Raw genomic sequence first — 15,243 nt, 5'->3', positions numbered from 1 at the left:
AATAACACTTTTTTTCGACAAAGTTTAAAACTATCGCATTTTATTCGTTGTTTGCTTACCTTCACGTGATTTTAGTTCACTCATAATATCATCCCAAGATAGCCCGCGCTCACGCATTAACACTGATAAATGGAAGATAAGATCGGTAGCTTCAGAACGTAATTCATCATTATCATCATTTTTCGTTGCGATAATAACTTCAGCACTTTCTTCGCCAATTTTCTTCAAAATTTTGTCGACACCTTTGTCGAATAGATATGTCGTATACGAGCCCGCCGGACGTTCTGCATGACGTAATGCAATAGTTTTCTCAAGCTGAGCAAGCATACTGAAGCGGTCTTGCTCGTCTAGTGCTACTTGCGCACTCTCCTGCTGGGCAATATCAATATCATTCGTAAAGCAACTATAGCTACCAGTATGGCAAGCAGGACCTGATTGAATAACCTTTACAAGTAAAGTGTCGCCATCACAATCATAAGACATACTTACTATACGTTGCTTATGTCCACTAGTTGCGCCTTTATTCCATAACTCATTTCTAGAGCGACTCCAAAACCAAGTGTAGCCTGACTCTTGAGATAATGTTAATGATTGTTCATTCATATAAGCAAGCATAAGTACTTCTTTACTTTGAGCATCTTGGACAACCGTAGGCACTAATCCGTTACTATCCCATTTAATATCATTAAAACTCATCGTACCTCTACCCCTTTTATCCGCAGATCATCCTTCACTTCAGCTATCGTCATTTCCTTATAGTGGAATATTGTTGCTGCAAGTCCAGCATCTGCGTTTGCTTCATTGAACACTTCAGCAAAGTGCTCAACTTTTCCCGCTCCACCTGATGCAATAACAGGTATACCAACTGTTTCTGCAACAGCCTTAGTTAATCCAATATCAAATCCATCCTTCGTACCATCTGCATCCATACTCGTTAACAGTATTTCGCCTGCGCCAAGTTCTTCCACTTTACGAGCCCATTCTACTGCATGAATGCCAGTTGGCTTGCGTCCACCATGAGTATAAACTTCCCAGTCTTGCCATTCTTCATTATAGCGAGCGTCGATAGCAACAACGATACATTGCGCTCCAAAACGACGTGACCCTTCAGTAATCAGCTCTGGTGTAAGTACAGCTGCCGTATTAATTCCGATCTTATCCGCTCCAGCGCGTAGAATGCGAGTCATATCATCAACGCTAGATATACCACCGCCAACTGTAAAAGGAATCGTAATTTCCCCTGCTGTGCGGCGAACAACTTCAATCATCGTAGCTCGACCTTCGACCGAAGCAGAAATATCAAGAAATACTAGCTCATCAGCACCCTCTTGATCGTAAGTAGCAGCTAGTTCAACAGGGTCTCCAGCATCACGTAGATTAACGAAATTTACGCCCTTTACAACACGACCATCCTTAACGTCCAGACAAGGAATGATTCTTTTAGCAAGCATCGTTACCCCTCCTTAATTTTTTTTGGAGCTTAAACTTCTACTTCATGCAAACAAAAACTCACTTCGTAAGCATGTTCCTTACTTTTTGTGAAGCTTAATTCATAACTTCCTGCGAACAAAAAGTTACAACGGAAGCGTAATCTTTTTGAACTTCCACTTTAAATCGAGGTTCAAAAAGTGGGATTTCGCAAGTCGAGAAGATGGAGATAATTTTAGGAAGGAGGAAACGTAAATGTACGCTATTGGTACATGCGTACCGGACTTCCTAAATTCGCTTCATATTCGATATCGAATATGCTACGTTAGCATACTCATCGTTATCAAAGTCCACTTTTTGAACTTCCTATCTTGATAATGTTAAGAAATTTTGTAGTAATTGCATGCCTAACTCGCCGCTTTTTTCTGGATGAAATTGCATGCCATACACATTGTTTTTTCCAACTATTGCTGTAACTGGTCCGTAATAATCTCCTGTTGCTAGCAAGTTAGCTTCATTTTTCGGGAGGGCATGATAAGAATGTACGAAGTATACATGTCCTTCATTTAAATTAAGGAATAATGGCGAGTCTTGCAAAAACTGAAGCTTATTCCAACCCATATGTGGAATTTTGAACTCTCCTTTAAAGCGAATGACTTCACCTTCTAGTAAGCCCAGCCCTTGATGGATTCCATATTCCTCACTTTGTTCAAATAACAATTGCATTCCTAGACATATTCCAAGCAACGGTTTCCCTGTTGCAGCAAATTGCTTCGTTACTACATCAAGCCCAGACTCACGTAGATGTTGCATTGCATCGCCATATGCACCAACGCCTGGCAATATGACAGCATCCGCAGCAAGTATCGTCCCTGCATCTCCAGTTACTACCGCTTCATAACCTAAGCGTTCAACCGCTTTACTAACAGAGTGCAAATTACCCATTCCATAGTCAATAATTACGATCACTGTTAAATCCCACTTTCTATATAGGTAGTTCAAAAAGCAAACATTGATAACGATGATTGGCTTCATTGGAAGAATTAGTTCAAAAATAACATGCTCTACTTCCTATATTACAATGAAGGTTCAAAACATTTGCTTGTCAGCATCAAGAAGATGCCCCACAGCGGAAACGAGTAGCACAGCGTACTTTTTGTGTACGTGAGCACACGCAGGCTTTCGATGGGGGGCATATTCGCAGTCGACTAAGCTTAAGTGCTGTACCTCATGATCACAAGTGACTGTTTTGAACTTCCGATGTTTGAACTACCTTATTAAAGGACGCCTTTTGTGGATGGTACGCCTATTACTCTCGGATCAATACTCGTCGCTTCGTCTAATGCTCTTCCTAATGCTTTGAATACAGCTTCAATCATATGATGCGTATTGGAACCGTAGTGTACGATAACATGCAGTGTAATACGTGACTCTAATGCGAACTTCCATAGAAACTCATGAACAAGATCTGCTGCAAAGCTTCCTACATGTGCAGATGGGTACTGGGCACGATATTCAAAATGCGGTCGATTACTAATATCTACAATAACTTGAGCTAGAGCTTCGTCCATCGGAACAAAAACACTCGCACAACGTTTAATACCTGATTTATCCCCAAGTGATTGAAGCAATGCTTGACCAAGCACAATACCGATATCTTCAACAGTATGATGATCATCAATTTCAATATCGCCCTTTGCATCAACGTTCAAATTGAAATGACCATGCTTAGTAAATGCATCAAGCATATGGTTTAGAAATGGAACGTCTGTTTGAATGGATGATTCGCCTTGACCATCCACATTAAATGCTAATTTAATATCTGTTTCTTTCGTTTTGCGAACAATAGAAGCCTCGCGAGTAGATTGTTTTGTCATCTATATTCAACTTCTTTCTATAAGTTATCTCACTATTATTTTCACATAATCAATCCAAGTTAAGCTAGCTTATAAACGCGTTATACTCGCGTCTACAAGCTAGCACATATGTTATAGTCTTTCTTTATTCAAACGCATTTCTATCGCGCGAGCATGTCCTTCTAGCCCCTCGTGTCGAGCAAGAGTCATAATTTTATCTCCATTGCTCATTAGCGCTTGTTTGCTGTAGTAGATTAAGCTTGATTTCTTCAAGAAGTCGTCTACATTAACAGGAGATGAGAAACGTGCAGTACCATTAGTTGGAATGATATGATTCGGCCCAGCGAAATAATCACCAACAGGTTCAGAACTGTATGGTCCAAGGAAAATCGCTCCAGCATTTTCAATATAAGCTAACAAGCTCATCGGATCTTCAGTAATAATTTCAAGATGCTCAGGAGCAAGTTGATTAACTACTTTAATTCCTTCGTCAATGCTTTCCGTTAGTAATACAGCTCCATATTGATCAATAGAAGCTCGAGCAATTTCATGGCGTGGTAATGTAGCAAGTTGACGATCTACTTCTTCAATAACAGCCTCCGCAAGCTTAACTGATGGCGTTACGAGAATAGCGGAAGCCATCTCATCATGCTCGGCCTGTGAAAGTAGATCAGCAGCAATATATTGAACATCAGCCGTATCATCCGCTAACACAACAATCTCACTAGGTCCTGCAATACTATCAATATCAACAACGCCGTATACAGCACGTTTAGCTAAAGCAACATATATATTACCTGGACCACATATTTTATCGACAGGTGCAATACTTTCAGTACCATATGCTAACGCAGCGATAGCTTGAGCTCCACCAACGCGATATAATTCCTTCACTCCCGCTTCCGCAGCTGCTACAAGAATATAAGGATCAATACCTTGCTTACCGCCAGTCGATGGCGGAGTAACCATTACGATTTCAGGAACACCTGCTACTTGTGCCGGTATAACATTCATTAATACAGATGAAGGATATGCTGCTTTTCCACCAGGTACATATACACCCACACGTTTCAATGGTCGCATAATTTGACCTAGCATTGTACCATCTGGAGAAAGATCCATCCAAGAATTGCGTAGTTGTTTTTCATGGAATTTCCGGATGTTTTGAGCTGCTTCACGAATCGCTATAAGAAAATCTTCTTCAACGTGAGCATACGCAGCTTGTATTTCTTCATCGGTAACTCTTAGCTGATCTGCTGTTAGTTTCACTCGATCGAATTGCTCCGTATATTGCAATAGCGCTTCATCACCATTAGCTTTAATGTCAGCTACAATTTTCTCTGCATCGGCATTTTGCTGAGGTGTGCCATATTCTACTTCTCGCTTTAAGCCAAATTGTTCAGGCTTTAATAATCGCATACTCATATCATCACGCTTCCTTCCCACTCACAGTTAGTCTTATCATTATGTAAATACACTAACTGTAATCATACTATATATAACATTCCCATCATACTGTTTGCCTGCTAAATGATGAGCTAAACTCTTGCTGCTAAAGTCTCTTGAAGCAAATCACATAAGCTTTGTATCCGTTCATTTTTCATTCTGTAACTTACTCGATTGGCAATCAATCTACTCGTAATTTCGAAAATTTCTGTTTGCTCTACTAAACCATTCTCTTTTAACGTTTGACCCGTTTCTACCATATCGACGATGCGATCAGCAAGACCGATCATAGGTGCTAACTCAATAGATCCATTTAATTTGATAACCTCTACTTGCTGACCTAACTCACGGAAATATGCAGAAGCAACATTGGGATATTTCGTTGCTACTCTTGGGTGAATGGTTTGCTTCCAATCTGGCAAAGCAATAACACTCATACGGCATCTTGCAATACCTAGATCAAGTAGCTCATAAACATCTCTACTTTCTTCCATTAATACATCTTTGCCTACAATACCAATATCCGTGACTCCATATTCAACATAAGTAGGAACATCAACTGGTTTGGCCATAATGAATTCCATCTTCGCTTCAGGAAGTTCAATAATTAATTTACGAGTATAATCATATTCAGTTGGAATAGGCAATCCTGCATCGCGAAAAAGTTGAGATGCTTGTTTATAGATACGGCCTTTAGGCATTGCTACTCTTAGCACGTTTTCATTGTTTCCATTCATTACACTTTCTCTCCTTCGCCTACATATGTCTTCACCACAGAATACGTAACGCCTTGGTATGACATATCTCCACTTGACGCTAATTGTGCCGGCAACTCAGACACTTTATTTGTAATGACGTGATTTCCTGCTTCCCTTAAAGCTCGTGCCTGTTGCAGAGCTTCTAAGCGACCATGCTCATCATATATAATTAATGTCTTTTGTAATTGTTCATCTTGGTCGTTACCTAACAATTCCAACACTCTAGTTGTTTTTAAGGCGAAACCAGTGGCAGGGGCAGGTCTACCGAATTGAGATAACAAATTATCGTATCGTCCACCGCTTACTACTGGGAATCCTAGGTCTGCTGCATAACCTTCAAACGTCATACCTGTATAGTATGAGAAGTCCCCTATCATCGTAAGATCAATTAAAACATGCTCACAAACTCCGTATGCTTCAAGCACTGCCCAAATCTCACATAAATGCTTAATCGCTTCTCGTGCTGTATTATTATTACTTACGGTTAGAGCATGTTCGCATATCTCTTCTCCACCACGTAATCGTAGAAGATCAGATAGCTCTTTACGAACTGCATCTGACAATTCCAATTGATTAAGATGCGCTTTATAAGCAACATAATCTCTGCTTAATAGCTTTTCCTTCAATGAGGCTTGATCCTCTTGACGATCTTTCAACGCATCTTCAATCATACCGTTCAAAAATCCAACATGACCAATCGCAATTTTGAATCTTTCAACTCCTGCTGCTTTCAACGAAGCAATGGCAAGTGCAACAACTTCCGCATCAGCCTCAGGAGAAGAATCCCCTACAAGCTCAACACCTGTCTGGAAAAATTCTGCTTCACGACCCGCTTCTTCTTCGATCGTACGAAACACATTAGAGTGATACGATAAACGAAGTGGAAATTGCTTATCTTTCAATAATGAAGAAACAACCCTTGCAATAGGTGCCGTCATATCAGAACGTAACACGAGCGTCGTCCCACGATTATTCAATAACTTAAACAACTTTGCATCTGATGTAGAGCTAGCAACGCCTACAGTATCGTAAAACTCCATTGTAGGCGTAATAATTTGCTCGTAGCCCCATCCTTCCATACAACTAAGTACTTTATGTTCAACCGCACGCAGCTTTTTCACAACATTCGGTAAATAATCCTTCACACCAATCGGTTTTTCAAATACTTTAGGCTTAGACATATCCGTTCTCCTCAGTTCTTTATTATATTAAAGCGTTAATATATTACCATGCTAACAAAATAAAGGTTTTTGCTATTTTAGCATGCAATAATAAGTAAAGTCAAGTGGATACAAACATACCCTTATTACGATATCTGCAGGTCAGATATTCGTAATAAGGGTATGAGGTTTACTCGTTCCTATTTTCCACTATAACGGTCATTGGATTACCACCTACAAAACTATTTGGCGCAACATCTTTATGTACAAGCGAGCCTGCAGCAACGACAGCATTATCACCAATGGTAACACCTGGAAGTATCGTGCAATTGGCACCAATCATAACATTAGCACCAATAAGTACTTCACCGATTCGGTACTCTTTAATAAGATATTCATGCGTCAATATTGTCGTATTGTATCCAATAATGCTATTGTTGCCCACTGTAATTTTTTCAGGGAAAAACACATCAACCATTACCATTAATGCGAATGCAGTATGTTGCCCTACCTTCATACCTAATACGCGTCGATATATCCAATTTTTCATAGAAAGATTGGGACAGTAACGTGCGATCTGAATAGCTATAAAGTTACGAATGGCTTTCCAATAACTAACTGTAGAATAGACCTGCCAGAGAGAATTAGGTCCTTCTATAGGATAACGAGTAATTTTCCGCAAATTAGTTAATCTCCAATCCTACAATTGCATAAAGATCGCGCATATCATGAATGACATATTTCGCTCCTACTTCTTTCAATACTTGCTCACCCTTCATTGACCATGCAACAGCTACAGTATCAACACCTGCATTAATTCCTGACAAAATATCAACTGTACTATCACCGACCATAAGCGCTTTTTCCGGACCTACACCTAGTAGTGCTAAAGCCTTTTGAACAGGCTCTGCATGAGGCTTAGCATTGACTACGTCATCAATTGTAATAACTGCGTCCATGTATTTCGTAATACCAACAAAATCTAATCCACGATCTGTCGTTAAACGCATTTTCGTCGTTACAACACCAATTTTCACACCATCTTGATGTAAACGTTCCAACACTTCAAGTACGTAATCAAATGCCTTTACATACTCATCATGAAGCCGTAAGTTTACTTCGCGATAAGCTACAACAAGATGTTCTACATCTTCCAAACCTGAAAAACGTTTCATCTGATCTGCTAATGGCGCTCCCATTGAAGGAATAATATGATCTCGATTAAAATTCTCATCAACCGTACCTTGTAACGCCTCAATAAATGATCTAATTATTAATTCATTCGTATCTAGTATAGTGCCATCTAAATCGAATAGTACTGTATCGTATGCCCTCATGTTATGTCATCCTTTAATCTTATCGTTAATGATAATTATTCTCCGCCACCACTATCTCCACCTGATGAATCAGCGTGTCCACCTTCATCAGTATGTTGTTCCGCCTTAGAATCTGAGCCTTGGTTATCCGTTTTCTTTGTTGAATCTGGTTTAGAATCAACAATAGTAGATGCACTATCAGCTTTGTTCTTTAATGATTTCTTTGCATGACTATCCGCTACTTGATCCACCCCGATAGCAGTTACTGCCTTTGAAGAAATAAGAGGATCATTATAATAAGTAATTGTTTTAATGTTGATACGACGTACGATTACGAAAATAATTGCACCTAGAACAAGTAGTAATGCTACTAATTGTGAACTACGAATATTTCCGTAAGCTGGAGACATGTATCCTTGTTGGAATACGACTTCCATCGGTGTCCATAGTCCATTGATAAGGTTAGCTAACCATGTTGGACCAACAAATCCAAGGCTGTCCGTACGAAGAGCTTCAATGAAGAAACGACCAATAGAATACCAACCAATATAAGTTGCGATTAATTCACCTTCACGTAAGAAACTACGACGACGGATTACGAACAGTAGGATTAACCCTAATAAACTCCAAAGCGATTCATATAAAAATGTTGGATGAACAAATGTACTATCTTTTATAATATACATCTGCTCAACAATAAAGTTCGGAATATGTAATGTGTCTCTTAGAAATGATTCCTCTACTGGACCACCATAAGCTTCTTGGTTAACAAAATTACCCCAGCGACCAATCATTTGACCAATTAATAACCCAGGAGCACAAATATCAGCTATTCTCCAGAAACTATAGCCTTTTGCTTTACTGAAAAAGTATCCACATATGAGCGCGCCTGCTATTGCGCCATAAATCGCAATACCGCCCTCCCATATTTTAACTATATCGCCTAGATTGTTTTTATAATGGTCCCATTGAAATGCCACATAGTATATCCGTGCGGCAATAATTGCTGTAGGGGCTCCTATTAATAATAAATCCATAAAAAATTCAGACTTAATTCCAAATCTTTTACCTTCTTGAATAGCTAATAACAGTCCTGCTACTGCACCTAATGCCAGAATAACACCATACCAGCGAATGATTAACGGACCGATTTCTAACATGATTGGATTAAGCACCAATTCCAATGATATTCACCCTTTCAATATTAATTCCAGCTACATCACAACTATTTCTCAATCGTAATCATCCATATCATCTGCAATTGTCTCAGTTAATTTATTCGTAAATTGTAGTGCAGCATTATATCCCATTCGTTTCAAACGGAAATTCATTGCTGCCACTTCTATAATTACCGCGAGGTTACGTCCAGGTCTTACAGGAATCGTCACGAGTGGTACATTCGTTTCAATAATTTGAGTTTTTTCTTCATCAAGACCCAAACGATCATATTGTTTATCTTGTTGCCAATTTTCAAGACGAATGACTAGACCAATTCGTTTCTGTGTACGAACAGCACCTGCTCCGAACAATGTCATAACATTGATAATGCCTAGACCACGAATTTCAAGCAAATGACGAATAAGTTCAGGTGCGGTACCTGTTAATTTACCATCGGATGTTTGTCTAATTTCCACTGCATCGTCAGCAATTAACCGATGTCCACGTTTCACTAACTCTAATGCAGTTTCACTTTTACCGATCCCACTACCACCAGTAATTAGCATACCTACACCATACACATCAACAAGTACGCCATGGATAGTAGCTGTTGGTGCTAATTTATTTTCAAGAAAATCTGTAATCCGGCTAGATAATATCGTTGTTGCAATATTACTTCGCAATACAGGAATCTGAGTTTCATTAGAAAATTCAATTAGCTCTTCTGGTGCTTCCAAACCGCGAGAAATAAGAATACATGGTGTCTCTTCCAAACAGATTTTACGCATACGTTCACGTCTTTCTTCACTTGGAAGCATACTTATAAACGATATTTCTGTACGTCCTAATATTTGAATACGCTCAATTGGGTGATAATGAAAATAACCTGCCATTTCTAAGCCAGGTCTATACAAATCATCTACGGTAATTAATCGTTTTAATCCATCTTCCCCAGATAGAACTTCCAGTTGGAAATGTCTAACAAGTTCAGCTACCTTTACTTTCTTCGGCATACTTATTTCCTCCTCCAATGACAATCCATAAACCTTCTTACATCATGTCTCAATGGTATAGCAAAAAGAGCCTAAACGCAATGTTATGGCTCTTTTCTAATGGATAAAATTCCCTTAAATAAATAAAACCCCACCGCAATAGTTTGCAGTGAGGCCTTAATAATAAATTAGTTTTCGAAAATGTTAAGTTCAGTCTCTTTATCAAAGATGTGAACTTTATTCATATCGATTGCAAGTTTTACTGTAGCGCCATCACGTAGAGTAGAACGACCATCTACACGAGCGATTACAGAATCAGTGCCGATACCGTTAAGGTATAGGTACATTTCGTGACCAAGGTTTTCAGCAACTTCGATGTTAGCTGAAACGATAGTTTTTGGAGAAGCTTCTAGGAACACAGGCTCTTCATGAAGATCCTCTGGACGAATACCTAGAACAACATCTTTACCAATGAAACCTTTAGAACGAAGAATAGCTGCTTTACCTTCAGGAACAACTACATCTACACCACTAGCTTTGAATTTAACTTCGCCAGCTTGCTCAGTAATTGCACCAGTGATGAAGTTCATAGATGGAGATCCAATGAAACCTGCAACAAAGATATTAACTGGGTTGTTGTACAGTTCTTCAGGAGAAGCTGTTTGTTGAATGAAACCGTCTTTCATTACAACGATACGGTCACCCATTGTCATTGCTTCGATTTGGTCATGCGTTACGTAGATTGTTGTAGTCTCTAGACGTTTAGTCAATTTAGAGATTTCCGCACGCATTTGTCCACGAAGTTTTGCATCCAAGTTAGAAAGCGGCTCATCCATAAGGAATACTTGAGGTTCACGAACGATTGCACGACCAAGTGCAACACGTTGACGTTGACCACCAGAAAGAGCTTTTGGCTTACGATCTAACAAATGTACAATATCAAGAATTGTAGCTGCTTCACGAACACGTTTGTCGATATCAGCTTTTTTGAATTTACGAAGTTTCAAACCAAAAGCCATGTTTTGGTATACGTTCATATGTGGATACAAAGCGTATGATTGGAATACCATCGCGATGTCACGATCTTTTGGAGCTACATCGTTTACCAAACGGTCGCCGATGAATAGTTTACCTTCAGAGATTTCTTCAAGACCAGCGATCATACGAAGAGTTGTGGATTTACCGCAACCAGACGGACCAACTAGTACCAAGAATTCTTTGTCTTTAATATCAAGATTAACATCAGTTACGGAAGCTCTTTCAGTTCCTGGATATTTTTTATAAATTCCTTCTAAACGTACGCCTGCCATGTGTATTTCCCCCTAAAGTGAAATTTTCTTATGTCCTTATCTTATCCTAAGTGTAGACTATTGACTATGCACATACTTTACAAAAAAGTTAATGCGTTTTCGTAACTTTGTACAATAGTAAAATTATCTTCACTAATACGGCATCACGGAACAATCTAACATCAAGTCCCGTCTCATGTTTCAACTTATCTAAACGATATAATAGCGTATTTCGATGAATGTATAATTTCTTAGCTGTTTCACTAACATTACAATCCAGATTGAAAAAAGTCTCTAAAGTAGCCAACATTTCTGACTCTACAAATAATTCTGCACGTTTCAATGATTGTTCTAAATACTTCTGACGATGAACTTCAGGTATCGCATGCAATAGTACTTCTAATTGAAGTAGCCATGGCAAATGTATATTGTTTCCGACATGAAACTTACGCCCGATATGAATACTCTCTCTTAGTTGTCCTACGGTCTCAACCATTGATTTAGCGGGTACTATAGGATAGGTAATTGCAAGCTGACTTTCACCAATCCATTCACTAGCTAGCATATCGTGTAAGCCATGAGCAATATTAGCTAAACTATCTTCTATTGTCTCTTCATTCATATGATCAGAATCGGAGGAATCATCATCTTTTAGCAATGAGGTTGGTCCCCATATTAACCATTCATCATGTGGCAATGGAATAAGTAACACATCTTCAGATAAGAAAGAACGAAGGAGCTTGTCCAGTTCTGCATAACTACTCTGAGATTGCATGGAACTATCAGCAATTAGTAGAATTGGAACCATCTCATGATATAGAGAACTCGCCATAATAAGATGCTCAGGAATATTTGACCTCGTTGCATGAGTATCCATTTGACCTTGCAGCCATTCACCTAATTTTGTTGCCTGCTTCTCAATCTTCGTCATACCTGCATATTGGTTATCGAGTGTAACACTCGTCTTATTTAATAGTAGAATTGCGATAAGTTGCATTTCTGTTGCACTTAACTTTTTCTGTTGAAATTCAATCACCTCGCAATAATCTGCGAATAAATCCATTACTAACCAGCAATCATGCTTTCCTTCAATATACTGTCCCTTTTCTATAGTAGCGTTCTCGTACGAAGGTCCTATAAATATAGCGATATCTTCCAAACTTCTATTGCTACGTATAACAGAACAATTCAATATTTGTTCTAATTGTTTCGTCATATCTATAACACTCATACTAGACACTCTCCCATAGATGCAGTTTCCGTAATTGTACCATATTAATGGGTCTGGGATACAATTAACCTCTGTGCTTGTTTCTTGACCCTTATCGTTACTTCGTGATACGCTTGATAGCAGTTTATACACACATATATATACTTATAATTGCATAGTCATAAGCTTTCGTTGCTACTTTTTATTAGCAGGAAGCATGTTAATTAGATGACAAAAAGTTTAAGGCTATATCTTTTGAAGCTATTTTTGTTGGATGGAAACATATTAACTAAGCAATATTAAGTTTTAGGAGGATACTATAAAATTATGCATAAGGTTGTTATTTTATCAGGCAGTCCGAATTCCAGTTCGAGACTTAACGGAATGACCAATTATATTCGTCAAACATTATCAGAAGCTGGATTTCAAACGGCTGCCATTCATGTTGTAGATTTGCCTCCTGAGGATCTAGTATATACACGTTTTAATAGTCCACATATTATCGCTGCTAATGAGCTCATTGATCAAGCAGATGCCGTTATTGTTGCAAGCCCAGTATATAAAGCTTCATTCACTGGTGTGTTGAAAGCATATATCGATCTATTGCCGCAAAAAGGATTTGAAGGGAAAATTATTACTCCTGTCTTCATCGCTGGTTCCATGGCACATTTACTTGCTATCGATTATTCCTTGAAACCTGTACTAGCCTCTATGGGAGCACGTCAATATACTAAGAGTGTCTATGCTACGGATTCTGCAGTTACTCGTGAGCAACTTGAATCTGGAGAGTATATATTTACTTTGGATGCTGATACGCAAACTAGACTTTCAGAAACCGTAAAAGAGTTAACTAAATATTTGCAATAATTAAGTTTACAAAAAGGGGTCTTCTTAACAATAGTTTAAAAACTATCGTTAAGAAGACCTCTTTGTTATTAATAGAATATAGTAATATATATTGTCCCCATTCCCACCCTCGACAGAACAATTGATCAGCACATGGTATTAAATGTACATTGTAATCGGTACAGAGCTATCGCTCATAAGTAACTTTGCTGGGCTAAACGTAAAAATGGATTGCCCTAGTCCGCAGTTTAGTTCCAACTTGCCCTGTTGGCGGGTCATGCTCGCTTCAATTGATCCGTCTACCTACAATATTATTGTATAATAAGTTCTACAGTCCAATTTAATTCTTGAATTCTTATATCCATTTCGCGATAAGTCTTAGATAATATATCTATTTCCTTTTGAATCTCTTTTACATCAACAGTACGTTCAAATCTAACTTCGGTTCTACTATATCGATCTTGCGTAATGCATGCTTGTTCTAATACAGTAGCTAAAGCATTTCGATACATCATGATACGATCTCTTTCAATTAACGCATCTGATAAAGTTAATTGGTCGTTGTAAGCAGTTATAGCATTGGTACGATTAACTCTTTGTATCCAAAGTGTCATATCTATTGTAGCAAGTTTCAATTCCTCAAGTAATATTACAGGGTCTTCACTCGGTTGTTCGCCTTCTTGAACTTTTATTACACGTTCCAAACGCTGCTTTAATTGAGCTATTTTTTTCTGAGCATCTGCACGATAAAGTAATGCTTCGGCTAGTTTCAAAAAGACCTCTCCTCATTCATAGTAACTTAATAACTATATATTTAGCGAATCATTCGAATTATCATTATAAGTTAATTATATTTTAAAATCAAAAAAAGAGAGGTTTCCCTCTCTGTTCGATTAATAACTGGTGAGCCATGAAGGACTCGAACCTTCGACACCCTGATTAAAAGTCAGGTGCTCTACCAACTGAGCTAATGGCTCCTATAAAATAGAAGTGGTGGAGGATGATGGATTCGAACCACCGAACTCGAAGAGAGCAGATTTACAGTCTGCCGTGTTTAGCCACTTCACTAATCCTCCACGGTTAAAAAAATGGTGGCTCGGAACGGAATCGAACCGCCGACACAAGGATTTTCAGTCCTTTGCTCTACCGACTGAGCTACCGAGCCTTATAATAGAAGAAATAATGGCGGAGCTGACGAGATTCGAACTCGCGGTCTCCTGCGTGACAGGCAGGCATGTTAGGCCTCTACACCACAGCTCCGTATTAATAAAATTCTTCTATCCAGTAAAAATTGGTTGCGGGGACAGGACTTGAACCTGTGACCTTCGGGTTATGAGCCCGACGAGCTACCAACTGCTCCACCCTGCGATAATATGGTGGAGGATGACGGGATCGAACCGCCGACCCTCTGCTTGTAAGGCAGATGCTCTCCCAGCTGAGCTAATCCTCCATTTGTGGTAGCGGCGAAGGGGATCGAACCCCCGACCTCACGGGTATGAACCGTACGCTCTAGCCAGCTGAGCTACACCGCCACAATTTAAGACTTGTCCATCTTACTGGATTATGATGAACTTGTCAACTACAATTTTCGGTAAAATTATAGCTTAGATACAAGGTTTTTGCACCTTGAAAACTGGATGTGAAAGGTAAAACTCCAAAGTGAATCTCTTGCGATGTACTTTTCTTGCCTGCGCAAAGAAAAGATTTTTAGGATAAGCCCTCGACCGATTAGTATTCGTCAGCTACATGTATTGCTACACTTACACCCCGAACCTATCAACCTC

15 protein-coding genes and 7 tRNA genes are annotated in these 15,243 nt (G+C 39.0%); 1 reads left to right on the top strand and 21 read right to left on the bottom strand.

The features are described from left to right. Positions 1 to 30 precede the first annotated feature (30 nt). The 13 genes from hisIE to NV377_RS20450 all read right to left on the bottom strand — a co-directional run bounded on the left by hisIE (position 31) and on the right by NV377_RS20450 (position 12,634). Positions 31 to 696: a bifunctional phosphoribosyl-AMP cyclohydrolase/phosphoribosyl-ATP diphosphatase HisIE gene (gene hisIE / locus NV377_RS20510; RefSeq protein WP_258202675.1), complete on the bottom strand. Its 666-nt coding sequence runs from the start codon at positions 694 to 696 to the stop codon at positions 31 to 33. After that, positions 693 to 1,451, bottom strand: coding sequence for an imidazole glycerol phosphate synthase subunit HisF (gene hisF / locus NV377_RS20505; protein WP_258202674.1), 759 nt, complete (start codon positions 1,449 to 1,451; stop codon positions 693 to 695). The genes hisIE and hisF overlap by 4 nt, the downstream gene beginning before the upstream one ends. A gap of 343 nt (positions 1,452 to 1,794) precedes the next feature. After that, positions 1,795 to 2,397, bottom strand: a complete 603-nt coding sequence (gene hisH, locus NV377_RS20500) for an imidazole glycerol phosphate synthase subunit HisH (RefSeq protein ID WP_258202673.1) — start codon at positions 2,395 to 2,397, stop codon at positions 1,795 to 1,797. A gap of 308 nt (positions 2,398 to 2,705) precedes the next feature. Then, positions 2,706 to 3,305 (bottom strand): imidazoleglycerol-phosphate dehydratase HisB, encoded by a 600-nt coding sequence (gene hisB / locus NV377_RS20495; protein ID WP_258202672.1) that lies wholly within the window; start codon positions 3,303 to 3,305, stop codon positions 2,706 to 2,708. A 111-nt stretch (positions 3,306 to 3,416) separates the two neighbouring features. Beyond that, the gene (gene hisD / locus NV377_RS20490; RefSeq protein WP_258202951.1) at positions 3,417 to 4,703 is read right to left on the bottom strand and encodes a histidinol dehydrogenase; all 1,287 of its coding nucleotides are present in this window, start codon (positions 4,701 to 4,703) and stop codon (positions 3,417 to 3,419) included. A gap of 119 nt (positions 4,704 to 4,822) precedes the next feature. After that, complete coding sequence (hisG, locus tag NV377_RS20485; protein WP_258202671.1) at positions 4,823 to 5,467, bottom strand: ATP phosphoribosyltransferase; 645 nt, start codon at positions 5,465 to 5,467, stop codon at positions 4,823 to 4,825. Beyond that, a complete protein-coding gene (locus NV377_RS20480) occupies positions 5,467 to 6,669 on the bottom strand; it encodes an ATP phosphoribosyltransferase regulatory subunit (protein WP_258202670.1) in 1,203 nt (400 codons plus the stop codon). The genes hisG and NV377_RS20480 overlap by 1 nt, the downstream gene beginning before the upstream one ends. A 169-nt stretch (positions 6,670 to 6,838) precedes the next feature. Beyond that, positions 6,839 to 7,330: an acyltransferase gene (locus NV377_RS20475; protein WP_258202669.1), complete on the bottom strand. Its 492-nt coding sequence runs from the start codon at positions 7,328 to 7,330 to the stop codon at positions 6,839 to 6,841. Between the two features lies 1 nt (position 7,331). Beyond that, on the bottom strand, positions 7,332 to 7,985 hold the full coding sequence (gene ppaX / locus NV377_RS20470) for a pyrophosphatase PpaX (RefSeq protein ID WP_258202668.1): 654 nt from the start codon (positions 7,983 to 7,985) through the stop codon (positions 7,332 to 7,334). A 35-nt stretch (positions 7,986 to 8,020) separates the two neighbouring features. Next, positions 8,021 to 9,154 carry a prolipoprotein diacylglyceryl transferase gene (gene lgt / locus NV377_RS20465; RefSeq protein WP_258202950.1) on the bottom strand — a complete coding sequence of 378 codons (1,134 nt, stop codon included), beginning with the start codon at positions 9,152 to 9,154 and terminating at the stop codon, positions 8,021 to 8,023. A gap of 42 nt (positions 9,155 to 9,196) precedes the next feature. Then, positions 9,197 to 10,135 carry an HPr(Ser) kinase/phosphatase gene (hprK, locus tag NV377_RS20460; protein ID WP_258202667.1) on the bottom strand — a complete coding sequence of 313 codons (939 nt, stop codon included), beginning with the start codon at positions 10,133 to 10,135 and terminating at the stop codon, positions 9,197 to 9,199. A gap of 167 nt (positions 10,136 to 10,302) precedes the next feature. Then, the gene (locus NV377_RS20455) at positions 10,303 to 11,424 is read right to left on the bottom strand and encodes an ABC transporter ATP-binding protein (protein ID WP_258202666.1); all 1,122 of its coding nucleotides are present in this window, start codon (positions 11,422 to 11,424) and stop codon (positions 10,303 to 10,305) included. A gap of 88 nt (positions 11,425 to 11,512) precedes the next feature. Next, positions 11,513 to 12,634: a PucR family transcriptional regulator gene (locus NV377_RS20450; protein ID WP_258202665.1), complete on the bottom strand. Its 1,122-nt coding sequence runs from the start codon at positions 12,632 to 12,634 to the stop codon at positions 11,513 to 11,515. 306 nt (positions 12,635 to 12,940) lie between these two features. Here NV377_RS20450 and ssuE point away from each other — a divergent pair, with 306 nt between their 5' ends. After that, positions 12,941 to 13,480 (top strand): NADPH-dependent FMN reductase, encoded by a 540-nt coding sequence (ssuE, locus tag NV377_RS20445; RefSeq protein WP_258202664.1) that lies wholly within the window; start codon positions 12,941 to 12,943, stop codon positions 13,478 to 13,480. A 290-nt stretch (positions 13,481 to 13,770) separates the two neighbouring features. Here the strand turns inward: ssuE and NV377_RS20440 are convergent, their stop codons facing one another. From NV377_RS20440 to NV377_RS20405, 8 genes are all read right to left on the bottom strand, one after another. Next, positions 13,771 to 14,232, bottom strand: a complete 462-nt coding sequence (locus tag NV377_RS20440) for a DIP1984 family protein (RefSeq protein WP_258202663.1) — start codon at positions 14,230 to 14,232, stop codon at positions 13,771 to 13,773. A gap of 128 nt (positions 14,233 to 14,360) precedes the next feature. Then, positions 14,361 to 14,436: transfer RNA gene (locus NV377_RS20435), tRNA-Lys, on the bottom strand. Positions 14,437 to 14,450: 14 nt separating this feature from the next. Continuing rightward, positions 14,451 to 14,535: transfer RNA gene (locus NV377_RS20430), tRNA-Tyr, on the bottom strand. Positions 14,536 to 14,548: 13 nt separating this feature from the next. Next, positions 14,549 to 14,624 (bottom strand) — tRNA-Phe (locus NV377_RS20425). An 18-nt stretch (positions 14,625 to 14,642) separates the two neighbouring features. Continuing rightward, positions 14,643 to 14,719: transfer RNA gene (locus tag NV377_RS20420), tRNA-Asp, on the bottom strand. Positions 14,720 to 14,751: 32 nt separating this feature from the next. Continuing rightward, positions 14,752 to 14,827, bottom strand: a tRNA-Met gene (locus tag NV377_RS20415). A 6-nt stretch (positions 14,828 to 14,833) separates the two neighbouring features. Continuing rightward, positions 14,834 to 14,909: transfer RNA gene (locus NV377_RS20410), tRNA-Val, on the bottom strand. 5 nt (positions 14,910 to 14,914) lie between these two features. After that, positions 14,915 to 14,991 (bottom strand) — tRNA-Met (locus tag NV377_RS20405). Between the last annotated feature and the right edge of the window lie 252 nt (positions 14,992 to 15,243).

The organism is Paenibacillus endoradicis (genome assembly GCF_024721975.1).
The sequence above is the reverse complement of the archived record's forward strand: the minus strand, read 5'-3'. Positions and strand labels throughout refer to the sequence as shown.

Coding starts and splice junctions, on each gene's coding strand:
- hisIE (WP_258202675.1), bottom strand. CDS start 696: ATGAGTTTTAATGATATTAAATGGGATAGTAACGGATTAGTGCCTACG.
- hisF (WP_258202674.1), bottom strand. CDS start 1,451: ATGCTTGCTAAAAGAATCATTCCTTGTCTGGACGTTAAGGATGGTCGT.
- hisB (WP_258202672.1), bottom strand. CDS start 3,305: ATGACAAAACAATCTACTCGCGAGGCTTCTATTGTTCGCAAAACGAAA.
- hisD (WP_258202951.1), bottom strand. CDS start 4,703: ATGCGATTATTAAAGCCTGAACAATTTGGCTTAAAGCGAGAAGTAGAA.
- hisG (WP_258202671.1), bottom strand. CDS start 5,467: ATGAATGGAAACAATGAAAACGTGCTAAGAGTAGCAATGCCTAAAGGC.
- NV377_RS20480 (WP_258202670.1), bottom strand. CDS start 6,669: ATGTCTAAGCCTAAAGTATTTGAAAAACCGATTGGTGTGAAGGATTAT.
- ppaX (WP_258202668.1), bottom strand. CDS start 7,985: ATGAGGGCATACGATACAGTACTATTCGATTTAGATGGCACTATACTA.
- hprK (WP_258202667.1), bottom strand. CDS start 10,135: ATGCCGAAGAAAGTAAAGGTAGCTGAACTTGTTAGACATTTCCAACTG.
- NV377_RS20455 (WP_258202666.1), bottom strand. CDS start 11,424: ATGGCAGGCGTACGTTTAGAAGGAATTTATAAAAAATATCCAGGAACT.
- NV377_RS20450 (WP_258202665.1), bottom strand. CDS start 12,634: ATGAGTGTTATAGATATGACGAAACAATTAGAACAAATATTGAATTGT.
- ssuE (WP_258202664.1), top strand. CDS start 12,941: ATGCATAAGGTTGTTATTTTATCAGGCAGTCCGAATTCCAGTTCGAGA.